Source organism: Aliivibrio fischeri, assembly GCF_009727955.1.
GTDB classification, from domain to species: Bacteria; Pseudomonadota; Gammaproteobacteria; order Enterobacterales; family Vibrionaceae; genus Aliivibrio; species Aliivibrio fischeri_A.
Genome location: NZ_WOBR01000011.1, coordinates 149,603 through 167,589, shown reverse-complemented (window position 1 = coordinate 167,589; position 17,987 = coordinate 149,603). Strand labels below are relative to the sequence as shown.

Annotated in this window: 22 protein-coding genes; 17 read left to right on the top strand and 5 right to left on the bottom strand. The window is 34.4% G+C overall.

Annotated features, from left to right (window positions below; translation table 11 throughout):
- Positions 1-53 precede the first annotated feature (53 nt).
- Positions 54-791: a hypothetical protein gene (locus tag GNP81_RS16385; RefSeq protein ID WP_155674324.1), complete on the top strand. Its 738-nt coding sequence runs from the start codon at positions 54-56 to the stop codon at positions 789-791.
- 1,261 nt (positions 792-2,052) lie between these two features.
- Here the strand turns inward: GNP81_RS16385 and GNP81_RS16380 are convergent.
- Both GNP81_RS16380 and GNP81_RS16375 read right to left on the bottom strand, forming a co-directional pair.
- The gene (locus tag GNP81_RS16380; protein WP_155674325.1) at positions 2,053-2,370 is read right to left on the bottom strand and encodes a CcdB family protein; all 318 of its coding nucleotides are present in this window, start codon (positions 2,368-2,370) and stop codon (positions 2,053-2,055) included.
- Positions 2,371-2,616 (bottom strand): type II toxin-antitoxin system CcdA family antitoxin, encoded by a 246-nt coding sequence (locus GNP81_RS16375; protein WP_155674397.1) that lies wholly within the window; start codon positions 2,614-2,616, stop codon positions 2,371-2,373.
- Positions 2,617-2,832: 216 nt separating this feature from the next.
- Between GNP81_RS16375 and GNP81_RS16370 the strand changes: the two genes are divergently transcribed.
- The 4 genes from GNP81_RS16370 (at position 2,833) to GNP81_RS16355 (ending at position 6,306) form a co-directional block, all read left to right on the top strand.
- Positions 2,833-3,297: a GNAT family N-acetyltransferase gene (locus GNP81_RS16370; protein WP_060994246.1), complete on the top strand. Its 465-nt coding sequence runs from the start codon at positions 2,833-2,835 to the stop codon at positions 3,295-3,297.
- Between the two features lie 1,332 nt (positions 3,298-4,629).
- Complete coding sequence (locus GNP81_RS16365; RefSeq protein WP_155674326.1) at positions 4,630-5,247, top strand: imm11 family protein; 618 nt, start codon at positions 4,630-4,632, stop codon at positions 5,245-5,247.
- A gap of 255 nt (positions 5,248-5,502) precedes the next feature.
- Positions 5,503-5,802 (top strand): hypothetical protein, encoded by a 300-nt coding sequence (locus GNP81_RS16360; RefSeq protein ID WP_146861737.1) that lies wholly within the window; start codon positions 5,503-5,505, stop codon positions 5,800-5,802.
- Between the two features lie 147 nt (positions 5,803-5,949).
- The gene (locus tag GNP81_RS16355; RefSeq protein ID WP_155674327.1) at positions 5,950-6,306 is read left to right on the top strand and encodes a hypothetical protein; all 357 of its coding nucleotides are present in this window, start codon (positions 5,950-5,952) and stop codon (positions 6,304-6,306) included.
- Positions 6,307-6,420: 114 nt separating this feature from the next.
- On the opposite strand, the gene GNP81_RS16350 is transcribed toward GNP81_RS16355, so the two are convergent.
- Positions 6,421-6,720 (bottom strand): type II toxin-antitoxin system RelE/ParE family toxin, encoded by a 300-nt coding sequence (locus GNP81_RS16350; protein WP_017019248.1) that lies wholly within the window; start codon positions 6,718-6,720, stop codon positions 6,421-6,423.
- Positions 6,717-6,959 carry a type II toxin-antitoxin system ParD family antitoxin gene (locus GNP81_RS16345; RefSeq protein ID WP_017019247.1) on the bottom strand — a complete coding sequence of 81 codons (243 nt, stop codon included), beginning with the start codon at positions 6,957-6,959 and terminating at the stop codon, positions 6,717-6,719. The genes GNP81_RS16350 and GNP81_RS16345 overlap by 4 nt, the downstream gene beginning before the upstream one ends.
- Positions 6,960-7,879: 920 nt before the next feature.
- On the opposite strand from GNP81_RS16345, the gene GNP81_RS16340 reads away from it, so the two are divergent.
- The 11 genes from GNP81_RS16340 to GNP81_RS16290 all read left to right on the top strand — a co-directional run bounded on the left by GNP81_RS16340 (position 7,880) and on the right by GNP81_RS16290 (position 17,202).
- Entirely contained in the window at positions 7,880-8,134 is a 255-nt protein-coding gene (locus GNP81_RS16340) for a hypothetical protein (protein WP_155674328.1), read from the top strand.
- A 374-nt stretch (positions 8,135-8,508) separates the two neighbouring features.
- A complete protein-coding gene (locus GNP81_RS16335; RefSeq protein ID WP_155674329.1) occupies positions 8,509-8,862 on the top strand; it encodes a hypothetical protein in 354 nt (117 codons plus the stop codon).
- A gap of 313 nt (positions 8,863-9,175) precedes the next feature.
- Complete coding sequence (locus tag GNP81_RS16330; protein ID WP_155673179.1) at positions 9,176-9,385, top strand: hypothetical protein; 210 nt, start codon at positions 9,176-9,178, stop codon at positions 9,383-9,385.
- A 150-nt stretch (positions 9,386-9,535) separates the two neighbouring features.
- On the top strand, positions 9,536-10,582 hold the full coding sequence (locus tag GNP81_RS16325; RefSeq protein ID WP_155674330.1) for a hypothetical protein: 1,047 nt from the start codon (positions 9,536-9,538) through the stop codon (positions 10,580-10,582).
- 160 nt (positions 10,583-10,742) lie between these two features.
- Entirely contained in the window at positions 10,743-11,372 is a 630-nt protein-coding gene (locus tag GNP81_RS16320; RefSeq protein ID WP_155672862.1) for a LysE family translocator, read from the top strand.
- A 166-nt stretch (positions 11,373-11,538) separates the two neighbouring features.
- A complete protein-coding gene (locus tag GNP81_RS16315) occupies positions 11,539-12,003 on the top strand; it encodes an ASCH domain-containing protein (protein ID WP_155674331.1) in 465 nt (154 codons plus the stop codon).
- 704 nt (positions 12,004-12,707) lie between these two features.
- Positions 12,708-13,535 (top strand): hypothetical protein, encoded by an 828-nt coding sequence (locus tag GNP81_RS16310; RefSeq protein ID WP_155674332.1) that lies wholly within the window; start codon positions 12,708-12,710, stop codon positions 13,533-13,535.
- Between the two features lie 704 nt (positions 13,536-14,239).
- On the top strand, positions 14,240-14,674 hold the full coding sequence (locus GNP81_RS16305) for a hypothetical protein (RefSeq protein WP_155672814.1): 435 nt from the start codon (positions 14,240-14,242) through the stop codon (positions 14,672-14,674).
- A 431-nt stretch (positions 14,675-15,105) separates the two neighbouring features.
- Positions 15,106-15,630, top strand: coding sequence for a YgjV family protein (locus GNP81_RS16300; protein ID WP_155674333.1), 525 nt, complete (start codon positions 15,106-15,108; stop codon positions 15,628-15,630).
- A 267-nt stretch (positions 15,631-15,897) separates the two neighbouring features.
- Complete coding sequence (locus tag GNP81_RS16295; protein ID WP_155674334.1) at positions 15,898-16,473, top strand: hypothetical protein; 576 nt, start codon at positions 15,898-15,900, stop codon at positions 16,471-16,473.
- Positions 16,474-16,671: 198 nt separating this feature from the next.
- A complete protein-coding gene (locus GNP81_RS16290; protein ID WP_155674335.1) occupies positions 16,672-17,202 on the top strand; it encodes a beta/gamma crystallin-related protein in 531 nt (176 codons plus the stop codon).
- Positions 17,203-17,281: 79 nt separating this feature from the next.
- On the opposite strand, the gene GNP81_RS16285 is transcribed toward GNP81_RS16290, so the two are convergent.
- A complete protein-coding gene (locus GNP81_RS16285) occupies positions 17,282-17,500 on the bottom strand; it encodes a PAS factor family protein (protein WP_155674336.1) in 219 nt (72 codons plus the stop codon).
- Positions 17,501-17,702: 202 nt separating this feature from the next.
- On the opposite strand from GNP81_RS16285, the gene GNP81_RS16280 reads away from it, so the two are divergent.
- Positions 17,703-17,951, top strand: coding sequence for a DUF3297 family protein (locus tag GNP81_RS16280; protein WP_005422827.1), 249 nt, complete (start codon positions 17,703-17,705; stop codon positions 17,949-17,951).
- Positions 17,952-17,987 lie beyond the last annotated feature (36 nt).

Below are 17,987 nucleotides of genomic sequence, written 5' to 3'. Positions count from 1 at the left end.
TATAGTAGCAAACGTGTTATGCAGGCGTTATGTGAATTAAGAGGTATCACTAGTTGAGAAAAATAGGTCTTTTAAAATCGGAATTATATATTAATATCATCAAGATAATTGCTTGGTTATTTTTATTAACATATGTTCCATTTATGTTTGTAATCCCTTGGTTTTATGGTGATTGGAACTATGTTCATGGGGTATGGCATAGTTGGCAGTCATTAAATGTTGGCATCCTAGCTTTTTTAGCGACTGTAATTGCTTTGTATGTTTCTCGTTATCAATCAATTGAGCATACAAAAAGAGAATTTGAAGGTGAAAAAGCATTTTTACCCCATGCTCTAGGTGAATTGTGCAAGTATTTAAATTCAAGCGCGTTAGTATTAATTAGCGTGCTCCCACCGGTGAGGGGGAACATGAGTTCAAATTTAAACATTGAATGTCCAATATTACCTTTGGAACAATTTACAGTATTTAAGAACTGTATAAAGTTTGCAGAACCAGCCGTTGCTAAGTATTTGGTTAATTTATTGAAATTATTACAAATTCATCATTCTAGACTTGAGGGTATTTGTACACAGAATTATGCAAATGCTCCATATGCACGTTCTTGTTTATATAATGCTGCTGAAATTCAAGCTTTAATTAATGAGTTATATGACTTTGCTAGAAGTGAAGCTGATTTTAAAGCAGTAGAATTAGACTGGGAAATGATTCGTGTAGCTTACCGAAATTTGGGTGTTATATATGAAAATATCGAAAGTCTTGAACGGTATTCTAGAGAGCAGCTATCAAAATAATTCACATAACAAATGCATCAACACGATTTTCTACATTCGGCATTCTAGGTTTCTTTGAGTTTACCGTATTAAGTGGTAAATTTAGGCTTAATCTGCATGGTAGCAAACGTGTTATGCAGGCGTTACACGAACTAAAGATTGCAGTTTTTTGGCTCAGTTCAGTGATTGAGCCGTTAGTTTTTTAGGCGTGAAAGTAGGGTGGATTCCCTTCTTCTTTGTTTCCTTTTAGCTTTCATTTCATTTGGTTCGGCAATTGACTATTGTTGATCTAAGTTCAGGCGTTTCAGAGATATTTTTACGCTTCAATTGTTCTTTGGTTATGCCTCATTTTATCCTGCATCAGTGTTTTCCTCACAACATTATCAATCCCAATTGTGGCAAAGATATTTGATTTATCAGCTCCAAACTTGCTGATACTAAATCGTACAAATGGTGCTAGAAAAAGGATTGTTTCGTTTCGCAGTTTTTGTAGTTGAACGGTTCTTTTGTTCGCTAAATTAGCTTTTGTAATTTAGAATTGGTTTCTAAATATTATTGGTAAATCAGTTCTTTACCAATTAAAGCGAAGCGTTGACAAAGATCGTGTAACAAAGCAATCAACACGATGCTAATTACACTCGGCGTTTGTGGTTTGAAGTATAATTGGTTTGGAAAGTAAGTCGTTCGCACGTGTTATTGCGGCGTTGTGCGTATTGAGTCCGAAATTTTTTGCACGGTTCCTCAATGGAAACGAGACTTTTTTAAGCGCTATTTAGCTATCACAAATCCTCTTCTTTGTTGCCTTTTAGCGTTCGTTTCATCAGGTTCGGCAATTAAGTATTGTCGGCCTAAATTCAGGCGTTTCAGAGGCATTTTTACGCTTCAATGGTTCTTTGGTGTTGCCTCATTTTAGTCTGCATCCGTGTTTTCCTCGCCGCATTTTCAATCCCAATTGTGGTTAGGATATTTGGTTTATCAGCTAAAAACTTGCTGAAACCAAGCCGTTCAAATGGTGTAAAAAATGTATCTGTTTTCCATTTACTTCATTTCGCAATTTAAGAATATTTTGTTCGCTTAATTACTAGCGGTAAATTAGAATCAGGGCTTAGGAAATCTTGGCAAAGCAGTTCTTTACCAAGTTAGCCAAGCCGAAAGTAAGCACGCACAACAATCGCATCAACACGATTTATTACATTCGGCGTTCTGGGTTTGCCTTAGGTTTAGTGATTAAGGCGGTAAAATTCAGGTTGGTCTGCATGGTAATAAACGTGTTATGCAAGCGTTAAATGCCAGTGATTAAAAAATCAATTGCAGCAATAATCTCATTTCTGAAAGTCGATAACTCATTAACAGGTTCGGATAAGATTTTAACTGGAACACTTGTCATTTGTTGAGTCAGCATTATAAAGTCACCTTCATCAATATGAATCGTAGGACAAAGGTGACTTGGTGCTTTCTTATCAAGTAGTTCGATTGGTGTTAATGGGATGACTAATCGAGTATTTAAGTTATCAAGCAGATCACTTTGAACATCTACAAAGTAAGGGTAGGTTTTAGCTGAATTTTTATCTTTGTTTTTATATAGCGTAAATTGAGACATTTAAAATACTCGGTATGAATCAGAAAAAAGACCGTGTTTCTCGGTTAGTTCGTTGCAAGCATCAATAGCTTCAGAGTTTTGATCTAACCATTCTTGTCTTTTCAATTTACTCACTTCTTGTGAAAGTGCTTTTTCCATTGTTGCTGAAAGGTTTATTTTTAAACGTTTTGCTTCAGCGAGTAGGTCACTATTTAAAGTTAAATTGGTCGCTTTTTTTACCGCCTGTGTATTATATTGGTTTCTCATAACGTTACCACTCATGCGCATTAAGTATGTGGGTTTAGTATATAACGTAAATAGGCATTTAACAAATGCATCAACACGATTTGCTACATTCGGCATTTTAGGTTTCTTTGGCTTTACCGTGTTTAGTGGTAAATTCAGGCTTAATCTGCATAGTAGCAAACGTGTTATGCAGGCGTTATATCGTTTTTTTAAGTTCATCGTTTTAAAGGATTAGACATGATTCAGCTCAGACCAATGACCTCAAATGAATATCCAGCGTATTGTGATTATTTCATTGATGATTACAGCCGTGAAATAGCTGAAAACTATGGTCACTCAATGGATAGGGCGCTCGAAATAGCTAATCAGGATCTTCTTCGTAGTTTTCCTAATGGTTTGGAAACTAACGACCATGAATTATTGTGTATTGAATCGGATTCAGAATTGGTTGGTTATTTGTGGCACTCGATTAACGCAAATGATAAATCGACGTTTATTTATGACTTTTTCATTTTCCCAAGCTGCCGCAATAATGGTTATGGGAAATTGGCAATTACTGCTCTTGAATCACAATTGAAATTGATTGGTATTGAGCAAATAAAATTGCGAGTTGCGTACCAAAACCAAAGAGCGTTAAAACTGTATCAAGAGGTTGGTTTTGCTATTTCTGGCTACAATATGTCAAAGAAAATAGTAAGTTAGCATTCTCGATATAACAAATGCATCAACACGATTTACTACATTCGGCATTGTAGGTTTGTCTTTGGTTTTTGTGTTTATGGCGGTAAAATTCAACTTGATCTGCATAGTAGTAAACGTGTTATGCAGGCGTTACACGAACTAAAGATTACAGTTTTTTCGCTCAGTTCAGCGATTGAGCCATTAGTTTTTTAGTCGTGAAAGTAGGGTGGATTTCCTTTTTCTTTGTTGCCTTTTAATATTCGTTTTATCAGGTTCGGCAATTGACCATTATTGCCAAAAGTTTATGGATTTCAGAAATCAATTCAGGCTTCAATTGTTCATGGCCTTGCCTCATTTTAGTCTGCATCAGTGTTTTGCTCGCAGCATTTTCAATCCTAATTGTGGCTAGGGTATTTGGTTTATCAGTTCCAAATTAGCTGAAGCCAAATCGTACTAGAAAAAGGATTGTTTCGTTTCACAGTTATTGCCGTTGAAGTGATATTTTGCTCGCTTAATTGAGCCAGTCTAATTAAACTCAATTTACAGTAAATCTTGGTAAATCAGTTCTTTACCAATTAAAGCGAAGCGTTGACAAAGATCGTGTAACAAATGCATCAACACGATTTGCTACATTCGGCGTTGTCGGTTTGCCTTTAGTTTCAGTGATTAAGGCAGTAAAATTCAGCTAAGTCTGCATCGTAGCAAACGTGTTATGCAGGCGTTGTGCGTACTGAGTCCGAAATTTTTTGTACGGTTCATCAATAGAGCCGAGGCTTCCGTAGTTTCGGCTTAGTAAGCGTAAATTTCTTCTTTGTTGCCTTTTGGTTTTCGTTTCATCAGGTTCGGCAAATTAGCCCTTATTTCCCCAAGTTCAGGCGTTTCAGAGGCATATTTACGCTTCAATTGTTCTTTGGCTATGCCTCATTTTAGTCTGTATCAGTGTTTTCCTCTTGGCATTTTCAATCCCAATTGTGGCGAGGGTATTTGGTTTATCAGTTCCAAACATGCTGAAACCAAGCCGTTCAAATGGTGTAAAGAATGTATCTGTTTTCCATTTACTTTATCTCGCAATTTAAGAACATTTTGTTCGCTTAATTGCCATTGGTAAATTAGAATCAGGATATTAAAAATATTGGCAGAGCAGTTCTTTACCAAGTTAGCCAAGCCGAAAGTAAGCACGCACAACAATCGCATCAACACGATTTATTACATTCGGCGTTCTGGGTTTGCCTTGGGTTTTGTGATTAAGGCGGTTAATTCAGGTTGGTTTGCATAGTAATAAACGTGTTATGCCAGCGTTATGTGTTTGTTTTATATAGTAGTAATTTTTAAGATCATAGTTGGGAGTAAGTAATGACAAAATACAATGATGAGTACTATATTGCTTTTCGTCCAAATGATGACACTCAAGTTCATATAAAACCAGATAAACGAACAGCACTTAGAAAGTACCATTACAAAAAATTAGAAAATGGAGGAGACCCTTTATTTTTTACTAATGGTTTTAGTGAGGGGGAGAAAACTTCCGATCTATTAACTGATTTAGTTGTAGATACCTCTGGTTTATTGATAAATAAAAAACTTAAAGACGAATTGAGTCAATATACTATCGATGGTGTCCAAATCTATCCTTCTATCTATATTGATAATGCCAACAATGACCATGGAAATTATTGGTATTTGGGTTTATATACTGAGTTAAATTGCCTTGATCTTACTCGGTCAAAAATAGAAATATTTGATTTCGATGACGACGATGATGATGACTTCCTTGAAGTTAAGCAATATTACTTGAATGAAGCCGTGCTAAATCATATTAATGAAGAAAGTCGATTGATATTTAAAGTTGCAAATTGCTCTAAGAGTTATTTGTTTTTTCATAAAAGTATTGTCGAATTCATTTCAAAAGAAAACTTTTCAGGTGTTAACTTTATTAGAGTTTCTGACTTTAATGAAGGAGACCAGTTTTAAATCAGTATATGTATTTACACATAACAATCGCATCAACACGATTTGCTACACTCGGCGTTGTCAGTTTGCCTTTAGTTTCAGTGATTAAGGCGTTAAAATTCAGCTAAGTCTGTATCGTAGCAAACGTGTTATGCAGGCGTTATGTGCTTTAAAACTGCTAGTTACCTCAAAGAAAGTGTGAAATTAATTCCATATAATTTTGGCAGCTTGGATTACACAGGCTTACTTGTCCAAATTAATTAGAAGGAAAATATAATGGCTACAATTACAGAATTTGATGCATGGTTAGACATGGCTGATTTAGAAAATCATGAAGAGGTTTATGCATTGCATCAAGCAGTATCTGGGTGTGAAGATGTGGGTATGTATCAGTGTCAGGAAAATAATGGTAAGTTTTTTGTTACTGCAAGTCATGTTGATGAGACATTAATGTTGGCCTCTCAAGATGCATATCGTTATTTTCTTACCGTAATAGAGAAACGTTTTGGTATTAGTGATTTTGGCGATATAGAAGGTTGGTATGGATTTAATCGAGCGATGGCGAAAGAGGATTAAACGCACATAACAAATGCATCAACACGATTTGCTACACTCGGCGTTGTCAGTTTGCCTTTAGTTTCAGTGATTAAGGCGTTAAAATTCAGCTAAGTCTGCATAGTAGCAAACGTGTTATGCAGGCGTTATATTTTTGAAGGAAAACGTATGTTTAAGAATCCATTTCGAAAAAAAGAATTAGATACGAATGAAAAGTTGAAAGATACTCTTGAAATGGTAAGGCGGTCAGGGGACCGAAAATCTGAGTTGGCTCTTTTATTGATTTTAACTGCTGAAGAGTCGAGAAAAATAGCTGATTCATTAGATCGTATTTATGAAATTTTCCAAGATGATATTGATGAGTTTAACGATGATGAATTAAATCAATTTCCAATAAATGTTCGTTGTAAAATTGATCAATTGCGCGATTGTTGTGATCATGCTTATGATGGTATCGATAATTTAAAAACGGTGGCTGTTGGGTTAGTTGAAGAGTTACCAGTAATAATGAACAAAAAAATATAACAAATGCATCAACACGATTTACTACACTCGGCAATCTCAGTTTGCTGAGTGTTTCTCGTTTTAAGGCGTCAATATTAAGTATAGTTGCATAGTAGTAAACGTGTTATGCAGGCGTTATGCGCCAAAAATAGGGGAGATGTCCATGCTTTTGTGCAGGATTCTAATTATCTGTATTTGTTGACTACCTGTTTGTTTGTAAAATATCACGTGGCTACCTTGGGGAAATTTTCGATAACCATTCCTAATTTCATCACAGCCTTTACCTATATCTGGATTTTCCGCTAACAACCAAAAAGAATCATCAAACTGTTTAAGGTAAATATTTCGTTGCTCTTTTCCCCAACGACGAGCCGTAAATATAGCTACATCCTTAAGATCATTTTTTGCTGAAATCGTTAATGTGAATGGCTTCATTTTGAATTTTCGCTATCAAGTTCATTAATAAATGAATCTAGATCGTAATCAGCGACTCCGCTTTCTTCTCCTTCAATAAGAGAGTTACGTAATGTATGCAATTTTGTTTCTTGTGTTTCAAGTAAACGTAACGCAGATCGAATAACCTCACTGGTTGAGCCGTATCTTCCAGATTGAATTTGTGAGCTAATAAAGCCTTCAAAATGATCACCTAAAGTAATACTTGTGTTTTTAGCCATTGCCTTAACCTTAAAATACCAAATAATATGGTGATTATGGTATAAAATTCAAATTAGTCAAGTCGCGCATAACAAAGCAATCAACACGATTTGCTACATTCGGCATTCTAGGTTTCTTTGAGTTTACCGTATTAAGTGGTAAATTTGGCTTAATCTGCATGGCAGCAAACGTGTTATTGCGGCGTTGTGCGTACTGAGTCCGAAATTTTTTGCACGGTTCATCAATAGAAACGAAACTTTTGTAAACGCTATTTAGTTATCACACATCCTCTTCTTTGTTGTCTTTTAGCGTTCGTTTCATCAGGTTCGGCAATTAAGCATTGTCGGCCTAAGTTCAAGCGTTTCAGAGGCTATTTTACGCTTCAATGGTTCTTTGGTGTTGCCTCATTTTATCTTGCATCCGTGCTTTCCTCGTAGCTTTTTCAATCCCAATTGTGGTTAGGATATTTGGTTTATCAGTTCCAAATCTGCTGAAACCAAACCGTTCAAATGGTGTAAGAAATGTATCTGTTTTCCATTTACTTCATCTCGCAATTTAAGAACATTTTGTTCGCTTAATTACTATCGGTAAATTAGAATCAGGACTTAGAAAATCTTGGCAGGGCAGTTCTTTACCAAGCTAGCCAAGCCGAAAGTAAGCACGCACAACAATCGCATCAACACGATTTATTACACTCGGCGTTCTGGGTTTGCCTTTAGTTTTATGATTAAGGCGGTTAATTCAGGTAGGTTTGCATAGTAATAAACGTGTTATGCCAGCGTTATGTTTACGGGGTAAGTATCGTTCGTTAAGCACTGATGGGAGTTTATGTAATTGATATTGTGTGATATTCCTACATTTTACTTTCCGGTAAGTTATTCATAGGTACTATATAAAATAGATGTTGTTATTTAAGTAGAAGTCTCAACGAGAAAAAATTATGAAAAAAGTTCTAGTTTCAATTAAAAGTATTCCTTATGGTCACAATTCGTTATCCAGTGAACATATTGGAAAGGTCATAAGTGGTTATTTATTATCAGAGAATGCAGATTACTACTATTTTAAACGTGAGGATTTAGAAAGACTAAATATAGTTATTTTTGATGATCTCAGTAATGGCTATGATATGTTTTTACCTCTACACAGTTGTCTTTTATTAAGTGAAGTTGAAGTTATGAATGCTTCAGTTAACTAAAGAGATATGAATTTGTGGTAAGAGTAAACATAACAAATGCATCAACACGATTTACTACACTCGGCAGTCTCAGTTTGCCGAGTGTTTCTCGTTTTAAGGCGTCAATTTTAAGTATGATTGCATAGTAGTAAACGTGTTATGCAGGCGTTATATGTAATTTAAGTTTTTTATTTCCCAGTATTTGGTGATTTATTGTTATTCTATGAATGATATGAAACATCTAAATCAAAGGTAATGGTCTGGTCGCAAAAAATAATGAATCTTTTCTAATTAACTTAATATAGCCAAGTCTAGTGATATTATCTGCCGTGTTTTTAACTTATTTTGGTTTAATTAATTGATAATATTGATGTTTATTACTAAGGGGAAAAGAAATGAAAACTGCACTTCATTATAGCTGTCCAAAATGTACTGGTGATTCTGAAATTCAAATTAAAGAAATAGATAGATTAAAAAAAGATAACATAATAACTTGTTCTATCTGTGGCGGTGATTTGACGTTAAATGAAGAGGGGATAAAAGTAGCTCATAAACGTTTTGAGGATTTCAAAGCTTTGATGCCGTATCAGTTAGGTGTTAGTGGCATTTTTCTTTTATCTACGTTATTACACTTTTCAGGAACCATCCCAACGGTAGGAATGATTGTAGGTTATTTGATTGCTGGTGGTTTATTCCTAAAGGTACAATCAACTCAATTTCCAGAAGCACATTTAACATTTCAAGATTAGTAATCTGAATTACTTTTATATTTCAAGTTAGTGCTATGGAATACATATAACAAATGCATCAACACGATTTACTACACTCGGCATCTCAGGTTGTCGAGTGTTTCTCATTTTAGGGCGTCAATTTTAAGTATAATTGCATAGTAGTAAACGTGTTATGCAGGCGTTATGTTCTAGGCGGAAGGCAATTGTTATCTAAAATATTGTCTTAATTTTTATTAAGTTAGTAATTAGTGAGCTTAGTCACAGTAGTTCATACCAAGATTATAATAATGATATTTGTATATATTGGTACAAATGGATTATTGAGGCTTAAATGCAAACTTACAACTCTTCAGGAATACGTGGCTTTGAGTTAGATTCTAACTCTATTACGGTTTGGTTCGATGAAACGGCTCGTTCAGTTAGTTATGACTACGATAGTGCAGGTAAGCAGCACATTGACAGAATGAAAATCATTGCAGTATCTGGTGGTGATCTTAATTCTTACATCGATACTCATGTTAAGTTTAAATATGTTCGGTGATCAACGGTTAGAGCGAACATAACAAATGCATCAACACGATTTGCTACATTCGGCATTCTAGGTTTCTTTTGGTTTACCGTGTTAAGTGGTAAATTTAGGCTTAGGCTGCATGGTAGCAAACGTGTTATGCAGGCGTTATAAGGATTTTATATGGACTTTTTTGAACCACAAGTAAATGAAAGAAAACAGCATCATAACTTTAAAAATATACTTATTCCTGAGCGCGAGTGTGAGCGAAGAATCTTTAATTCGTGGGCCAAAGGGTTTGTGGATAGAGATAAAAAACTAATTAAGGAATTTCAGACTACTTTTAATTCTTCATTTTGGGAAGTTTATTTATTTCAAGTGTTTAAAGATCTTGAATTAACAGTTGATTGGAGTAAAGCAACTCCAGATTTCAGTGTTAGCTCACAAGAGAATGAGTTTATTGTTGAGGCAACAACCGCTAATGCAGCTAATGGTAAGCCTAATGAATGGGATAAGAAATTTGATGCCGAAGAAATAGCTAAAACTAAAAGATTTGCTGAAATAAATAGAGAAGCGATTATTCGTTTATCAAATGCATTTCTTTATAAGTCAAAGAAATACTTAGAGTCATACTCAAAGATTGAACATGTAAAAGGAAAACCATTTGTTTTAGCTATTGCACCTTTTGAGCAACCTTATTTTAATTTGCAATATAATCGTCCTATAAGTGCTTTACTTTACAATCAATATGTCAATGAAGACGTATACTTAGATAACCCTGAAGAATATCCTAATGGGCCTCCGACGGAGTTTTTAGATTTTGTTGAAAAAGACAATGGTGCAGAAATTCCATTAGGTTTTTTCGCAAATAATGACTTCGAACATATTAGTGCTGTTATTTTTTCATCAACAGCAACTTGGGGAAAACTGAGTGCAATGGGTATTGATTTTGGTTCTGATGTAGAAGTCGGTTCTGTTTGGTCACACACTGCTGACGGAATTCCAGTTAAACACCTTTACTCAAACCAAGAGCATAACGAGAGAGCCGTTGATGGGCTGCAAATTTATCATAATCCTTTTGCTACTAATCCACTTCCATTCGAACTCTTTAACAAGAAAGGTATCGTACAAAGTTATTATGATCCCGAGTACGGTAATATCACTAGATATGGTTTAGATCATGCATTGTACTTTCGAACTGTAACGAGAATCACACGTAAAATCTTATAACAAATGCATCAACACGATTGACTACACTCGGCATCCTCAAGTTGCCGGGTGTTTCTCGTTTTAAGGCATCAATATTAAGTATAATTGCATAGTAGTAAACGTGTTATGCAGGCGTTATATGCATTTTAAGCTCAAGGGCTATTTTATTGGATTGTAGATAATGGAATATTTATTGGTTCTTCTTCATGTGGCTTTAATTTGGATGCTAGCTGTCGCGACCCCTGGTGCTAATGTTCTTTTAACGATCAACACTGCACTTAATTACGACCGTAAAATTGCAGCATTTTCTGCTTTTGGTGTTAGTTGTGCAACATTGATTTGGTCGTTTTTTGGTGGTTCCGGTCTAGTTATTCTCTTTTCGCATTTCCCTCAATTATTTGGCTCAATGAAAGTGGTAGGTGGTAGTTATTTATTGTATTTGGGAATGCGTCAGATTTATCTAACTCTAAAAATAAAGAGGTTAGATGAGTTAACTGAAATCAATCAAACGGTATCACCATCTAAAAGAAAGGTTTTTATTTCAGCTTTTATAACCAGTATTTTAAATCCGAAAACGGGTTTCTTCGTCGTTAGTTTATTCAGTGTTTCTATGCCTGAAAACATGAGTGCAACGATGATATTAGCAATCATGCTAACAATGGCTTCAATTACGCTTAGTTGGCATTTATTTTTAGCTACGGCGTTTTCCCATGAATCAGCTAAAAGCGTTTATGCTCGCATTTCTGGGGTTATGGATTATGTCACTGGTGGATTGTTTACTATTTTTGGCATCAAAGTAATGACCTCATAGTAAGAATGGTTGTTTGCATATAACAAATGCATCAACACGATTTGCTACATTCGGCTTTCTAGGTTTTTTTGGGTTTACCGTGTTTAGTGGTAAATTTAAGCTTAATCTGCATAGTAGCAAACGTGTTATGCAGGCGTTATATTGCGAAAATAGTTAAGAGGATTTCATGGAAGAACAGTCTCAAATCTACTTGGATCAGTATCTAAGCTCACTTTCTGAAATTGAGCGTAACAAGTATCAATCATTTAGTTCAGACTATTTCTGTGCTGATGAGCATAATGCCAATTTATGTGCGGAATTAATCCGAATTGGTCAAAAGACAGCAACTTGTAGCTTAAATATTTGGTATGAATCAGGTGAAGAACCAATGCCAACCGTTGGTCATTTACAAGTGGTTGTTGATTGGAATGGAAAACCAATTTGTATCATTGAAATTGATTCAGTTGAAATGTGTCAATATAACGAAGTTACGGCTGAGTTCGCTCATGCAGAAGGCGAGGGCGACCGGTCATTAACATGGTGGCGTGAATCTCATTGGCGTTTCTTTGGTGCTGAATGTTTAGAGTTTAATATTGAGCCTAGTGAGGACATGGTTCTTGTATTGGAACGATTTCATGTCGTTTATCAATAGGCAATATAACAAATGCATCAACACGATTTACTACACTCGGCAATCTCAGTTTGCCGGGTGTTTCTCGTTTTAAGGCGTCAATATTGAATATAATTGCATAGTAGTAAACGTGTTATGCAGGCGTTACACGAACTAAAGATAGCAGTTTTTTGGCACAGTTCGGCGATAGAACCATTCGATTTTTAGATGTGAAAGTAGGGCGGTTTTCTTTCTTCTTTGTTTCCTTTTAGTATTCATTTCATCAGGTTCGGCAAATTAGCCCTTATTTCCCTAAGTTCAGGCGTTTCAGAGGCTAATTTACGCTTTAATTGTTCATTGGTGTTGTCTCATTGTATCCTGCATCAGTGTTTTCCTCGCAGCATTATCAATCCCAATTGTTGTTTGGATATTTGGTTTATCAGCTCAAAACTTGCTGAAACCAAATTGTTCAAATGATGCTAGAAAAAGGATTGCTTCGTTTCGCAGTTTTTGTAGTTGAACGGTTCTTTTGTTCGCTAAATTGGCTTTTGTAATTTAGAATTGGTTTCTAAATATTATTGGTAAATCAGTTCTTTACCAATTAAAGCGAAGCGTTGACAAAGTTCGTGTAACAAAGCAATCAACACGATGCTAATTACACTCGGCGTTTGTGGTTTGGAGTGTAATTGGTTTTGTAAGTCGGTCGTTCGCACGTGTTATTGCGGCGTTAGGCACATGGAGTAAATATGCTATTAACTGATTTAATTAATGAAGTACAAAGACAAGTAGGTCGAAATATCATTTTATTTCAACAGCTTGAAGGGTTATTGAAGCATATTCTTACTTTTCAGGAAATTGATGGCCATATAAGTGAACTCCAAGATATTATTGAATTTAAAAGAGCCTCCCTAAGTAAACAAACGATGGGGCAATTAGTTGGGCAGTTTACAGAGAATAATAATCAAAACGAAAGCATAAGAAGTGATAATGATCATAAAGAACCTCATATATCTTTCAAATTTTGGGTTGATAATGAGGAGTTTTATTTAAATAAGAATAAATCTTTATCCAAATTAGTTCAAGAAAGGAATAAATTAGTTCATCATTTACTTCTTGAGCTTGATTTAAAATCGATTGATAGCTGTGAACACATTAGCAAAGGACTAGATATACAATGTGAGCATATACGTTCAGAAATCAATGCGACTCAGTCTTTTATTAAAGCATTAGCAGACTGTAAAAAAACAATGTCGGAATTTATTTCTTCTGATGTCTATAAGCAAGAGCTAATAATTCAAGTTTTACAGTTAAATAGTTTGGTACTTATGCTTGCTAAAATTGCAAAGGAAGCAACTAGAAAGGATGGTTGGACTTTATTGCATTCAGCTAGTTATTTATTAAAAAAACATGAACCCGAAGAGTGGGAATCACTTCGTAAAAGTACGGAATTTAAATCGTTAAAATCATTGATGCTTAAAACAGAATTGTTTGAATTTAGTGAAGAGAAAACTAGTAAAGGCGGCATTAGAGTTTTATACAAGCTAAAAACTGATAGTGGGTTGGCATATGCCTAACAAATGCATCAACACGATTTGCTACATTCGGCATTCTCAGTTTGCCGTGTGTTTCTCGTTTTAAGGCATCAATTTTAAGTATAATTGCTTGGCAGCAAACGTATTATGTAGGCGTTATGCGAATTAATGTCTTATTGATTATAGTTTGTGACTCAACTCTATGTAACAAATTATAGAAATAAGTGATGTAACTATTTAATTGATCTTGCAAATAATTTTAATTGATAGTTAGTTTTAATGAATAGTTCCAATGAGTAGCTTTTGATAAAGCTGATTAGATGTTGGTTCTATGTTAAATTGATTTTTTGTTTCTTAAATTCAATATGGCATAGTTTTTAATTAAACTTAAGTCAATATGAACCATATATAATACTTTTCCATACATTTAATAGTGTTTTTCTCACAATAAAATGTTAATTTTTTATGACGTTTATAAGTTAAATTGAGTATTTGCATTTTGAATGCTTTAGGGTAATTGGTTTGCTTGGCTTATTGTTGTGAGTTATTAAGTTCAAGGAATCTATAGTTGATAACATTATGTTATTTTTTCATGTCTATTTTCTTAAATTAAATAATCATTATATTTGGGTTTAATTTTCATTAAATATGAATAGTGAATCATTTATATTTACACGCTCAATATCCACCTTTGAGATATTGCTAGATAATTAATGACTTTTAATAAAAATAAAATGGAAATATTTATGAAAAATGTATGTTTAGTGGCTTTACTTTCTACTATGGCTTTTCAATCATTCGCAGATAATCAGATACCATCAGATGTGGGTGATTGGCAAGATTGCGGTCCATTAAATGTAGCTGCAGTACAAGCAGAGCATAATGGTGTTATGGTTTTATTAGAAAATGAAACTGAAGGTTGGAAAGCATGGAAAAGAATTGGCGTTACTCAAGATGAGCCTGTGTTTGACGGTTTAATTCCTCGTACAACTTATAAAGAAGATGCCACAATTGAAGGTAATTTAACCTTTAATAACTCATCACACATTATGCAATTTCAATCTTTAGCAGAAAAAGCATTATTAAACAATAAACAAGTCGAAGTTCGTTTTGAAGGCGATGAAATTTGCCACATTGACAATTACAATAGCAATGCTGTCATGATTAGATTATTAAAGTAGTCTGTATCGCATAACAAATGCACCAACACCACTTACTACACTCGGCAATCTCAGTTTGCCGGGTGTTTCTCGTTTTAAGGCGTCAATTTTAAGTATAATTGCACAGTAGCAAACGTGTTATATGGGCGCTACATTTCCGATTGGTTAACAGTTAATCGTAACAAAAGGTAATAGTGATTTGTTTTTTTAATTTTAACATATAGAATGAACACTAATTATTTATCATCACCGCTATGAGGATCTTTACTATGAGTTTATTAGTCAGTCAAATATCCTCAATTTATTTCAATTACCTTCTTCAAGTTCAAGCAGTAGCAATATATCTCCCCAATAAATAGTATTTTTAAAAGATAGCTCAAGATTTCCGGATTATTTTGAGTACTTTATCTTAATTTTTTCCATTAAATTTTCTATTTATTGATGGAGGACTTATGTCCTTTTTTATTATTTCTCAGATATTGGTAGGTTTAGCTGCTTTATTTGATATCGCATCATTTCAGTTTACAAATCGTAAGACACTTTTATTAACACTAAGTATTTCAGCGTTATTAATCGCTACCCATTTTGCCTTACTAGAACAGTGGACCGCTGCATGTTTACTTGTGATTGGTGCATCTCGTTACTTTGCAGGGATTTTTATATCGGATCCAAGAATGAAATGGTTGTTTTATCTTGTAACAGTATTAGGCACTATTTTAACGTTCAATGGCATCACAAGTGTATTAAGTTGTATTGCTTCGTTATTTCATACTAAAGCTTCATTCATGCATAACGATAAACTTATGCGCTGGCTAATGGTTTTAGGGACAGTAGTTTGGGGAGCTCATGACATCATTGTAGGATCGCCAGTGGCTGTATTAATAGACATGTTATTTATAATAAGTAGTGCTATTGGTTATTATCGTATTTATATAAAGAATACGGAGGTGATAGCTCAACAATCAAGTAGATATTAGAAATATAACAATCGCATCAACGTTATTTTCCACACTATCAATTTCAATAGCATGTCCTATTTAAAAGGGCATTTTATTATGTAACTAGGCATTATTTTCTTGATGGAACCGACATAACTGGCAAAACGAGTTAATTAAATCTTATTAGATACAACAGAAAGAAGATATTCGAATCAGTTCACACTTTTACATCTGTTGATGTATTAGCAATGTTGTAAGATTTAACTAATTTAAATCAATAAGCTTTATACGTGCAAGGTGACTTAGATGTTAACAAAGATGTTTAATTTAGCTCTGTTATTGGTCCTAAGTGGATGTTCAGCGACTAAAACCGAAGTAGCAACTGAAAAAGAAACAGAATTACATAATGTGAGCTTTATTATCGGCAATATTACAAGTATTTATGATATCAAACTATCTTTAGGTAAAATCGATTTTGAAAATGCAGTATTTAAAGAAGATTGGTTTTCCTCTTTATCATATCAATATACAAAAGATAGACGTTATATTGTAGGTACGGCTAAAGCGGGCAGTTTTATCGCTATCACCTCCACTAAAGCACAAGATGCAAGTGGTGCGCCTTTGGGAACTTTTACTCCTTGCAATCAAACATTAGTATTTCAGTTACCTTATGATGCGTTAAATGTTTACGTTACCGATGTTAATTATCAGTGGAATAATGTGTCTATTACGCCTATGTATTCTAATGAGATAGAAGAGGCAATGATTGCTTTTAAAACCTCATATATTAAACAGGCCGCTTATCGTCAACTACCTGCTGATTTATATCAAGACTGCGAAACACTAAACCCGAACCCACTCATTATGACAAGGCCCATTTAGCAATACGATTACTGAATTATCTAGGTAATAAGGTTGACCCGGCTCTAGTTTATTGAATGATTCACAATATAACTCTTTGAAATTAGAATACATCATTCTAATATTTGTTTTGCGTTACAATAATATTCCCGCCAGTTATTTTGGTGGATTTTTGGGTGCTTTATGACAGCAATGTATTTGCTGTGGTAGATAGAAATCATGAAAAAAATAATCATTTTATCAACGCTTCTAGGTTTGAGTTCTGTTTCTCATGCTGGATTTAATTTTGATTCTGCTAACGAAAGTCAGATATACATCTGTACTCTTCAACCGTTCCAAGATATTTTTGCAGAGGCAGGAATAACAGAGGATATTGCTCGTTATAAAGTTCAACGACGCTGTGAGAAATCTCAAGGCGAAGATAGTATTTTTTGTAAGTCTCGTGAAGCGAAATGTAATCAATCAACAATCATACTTGGTCTAGAATCAAACACAAATAAGAGTGTAGAGATTTACAGTCAAAGTAATCAAATGGGCTCGTCGATAAGTATTGAGCATAATGAACCTGATTTAAGTGATTATGATTTTGACGATAGAATGTCTTCTTATGATATCCCATCAGGTTGGACTGTTCGTTTTTATGAAGGTAAAAACTATACTGGCGGTTTTTATACTCGTAAAAGTGGGGAAGGGAATGCTAAAGGGTTTGATAATAAAATCAGCTCTATAAAAATATTGAGCACTTTTTAACAAGACAAACCCTATTATATATAACCGAATTTCTAGCCTTAATTAAAAGGCTAGAATGACATATTACAGTATTAATAGTTTAACTTTCTAAAATAGCACGAGCTTTATTAACTGCATCATTAAGGTCGTCTATCCTTCCTGCACTCACCGGCCCAAGTACACTCGAATATAGTGCGAACTTTTTATCAAATGGTAAATTTAGTTCATCATACAGTTTCTGTCGAATTTGAGCACATTGAGTCGGCTTAGCAGTTGCTAAATTTGTAAGGGTGTCATAGATGAGTGACGTTGTATCCATTTGTATTATCTCCATGTTATTCATCTAATATTATGACTAGTATAGAAAAAAGATTTTAGGAATCCCATCACAAAACAGTTAGAACACAAAATAATAAAAATTAATCACTAACTAAGTATCACTAATGATATTGAATAAGAGCACTTGTGAGTTAGTCTTAGATTGTCTACAATGACGCACTTTTATTTTATAGGTCATGAACATGAACGACGCTAAAACTCAACCAACGTTACCCGATCACCTTTCAGGCAATCCTCGTAGCCCACACCATGTGGCAGAATGTTTTGAACATCACATCGGTATTCGTCTTAATGGTAAAGAGCGCTTTGATGTTGAAGAATATTGCATTAGTGAAGGTTGGGTGAAAATTCCTTCACCAAAAGCATTGGATCGTCGTGGACAACCAATGCTAATCAAACTAAAAGGCACTGTTGAAGCTTTTTATAAATAAGCATTTAAATAATATAAATTTAAAGGTCTAGTTTTA

Bases quoted from the DNA above. Each gene is read 5' to 3' on its own strand.
- GNP81_RS16380 (WP_155674325.1), bottom strand. From the start codon at position 2,370: ATGTCTCAATTTACGCTATATAAAAACAAAGATAAAAATTCAGCTAAA.
- GNP81_RS16375 (WP_155674397.1), bottom strand. From the start codon at position 2,616: ATGAGAAACCAATATAATACACAGGCGGTAAAAAAAGCGACCAATTTA.
- GNP81_RS16335 (WP_155674329.1), top strand. From the start codon at position 8,509: ATGAAAACTGCACTTCATTATAGCTGTCCAAAATGTACTGGTGATTCT.
- GNP81_RS16330 (WP_155673179.1), top strand. From the start codon at position 9,176: ATGCAAACTTACAACTCTTCAGGAATACGTGGCTTTGAGTTAGATTCT.
- GNP81_RS16325 (WP_155674330.1), top strand. From the start codon at position 9,536: ATGGACTTTTTTGAACCACAAGTAAATGAAAGAAAACAGCATCATAAC.
- GNP81_RS16355 (WP_155674327.1), top strand. From the start codon at position 5,950: ATGTTTAAGAATCCATTTCGAAAAAAAGAATTAGATACGAATGAAAAG.
- GNP81_RS16350 (WP_017019248.1), bottom strand. From the start codon at position 6,720: ATGAAGCCATTCACATTAACGATTTCAGCAAAAAATGATCTTAAGGAT.
- GNP81_RS16285 (WP_155674336.1), bottom strand. From the start codon at position 17,500: ATGGATACAACGTCACTCATCTATGACACCCTTACAAATTTAGCAACT.
- GNP81_RS16305 (WP_155672814.1), top strand. From the start codon at position 14,240: ATGAAAAATGTATGTTTAGTGGCTTTACTTTCTACTATGGCTTTTCAA.
- GNP81_RS16290 (WP_155674335.1), top strand. From the start codon at position 16,672: ATGAAAAAAATAATCATTTTATCAACGCTTCTAGGTTTGAGTTCTGTT.
- GNP81_RS16365 (WP_155674326.1), top strand. From the start codon at position 4,630: ATGACAAAATACAATGATGAGTACTATATTGCTTTTCGTCCAAATGAT.
- GNP81_RS16315 (WP_155674331.1), top strand. From the start codon at position 11,539: ATGGAAGAACAGTCTCAAATCTACTTGGATCAGTATCTAAGCTCACTT.
- GNP81_RS16370 (WP_060994246.1), top strand. From the start codon at position 2,833: ATGATTCAGCTCAGACCAATGACCTCAAATGAATATCCAGCGTATTGT.
- GNP81_RS16360 (WP_146861737.1), top strand. From the start codon at position 5,503: ATGGCTACAATTACAGAATTTGATGCATGGTTAGACATGGCTGATTTA.
- GNP81_RS16280 (WP_005422827.1), top strand. From the start codon at position 17,703: ATGAACGACGCTAAAACTCAACCAACGTTACCCGATCACCTTTCAGGC.
- GNP81_RS16340 (WP_155674328.1), top strand. From the start codon at position 7,880: ATGAAAAAAGTTCTAGTTTCAATTAAAAGTATTCCTTATGGTCACAAT.
- GNP81_RS16295 (WP_155674334.1), top strand. From the start codon at position 15,898: ATGTTAACAAAGATGTTTAATTTAGCTCTGTTATTGGTCCTAAGTGGA.
- GNP81_RS16345 (WP_017019247.1), bottom strand. From the start codon at position 6,959: ATGGCTAAAAACACAAGTATTACTTTAGGTGATCATTTTGAAGGCTTT.
- GNP81_RS16310 (WP_155674332.1), top strand. From the start codon at position 12,708: ATGCTATTAACTGATTTAATTAATGAAGTACAAAGACAAGTAGGTCGA.
- GNP81_RS16300 (WP_155674333.1), top strand. From the start codon at position 15,106: ATGTCCTTTTTTATTATTTCTCAGATATTGGTAGGTTTAGCTGCTTTA.
- GNP81_RS16320 (WP_155672862.1), top strand. From the start codon at position 10,743: ATGGAATATTTATTGGTTCTTCTTCATGTGGCTTTAATTTGGATGCTA.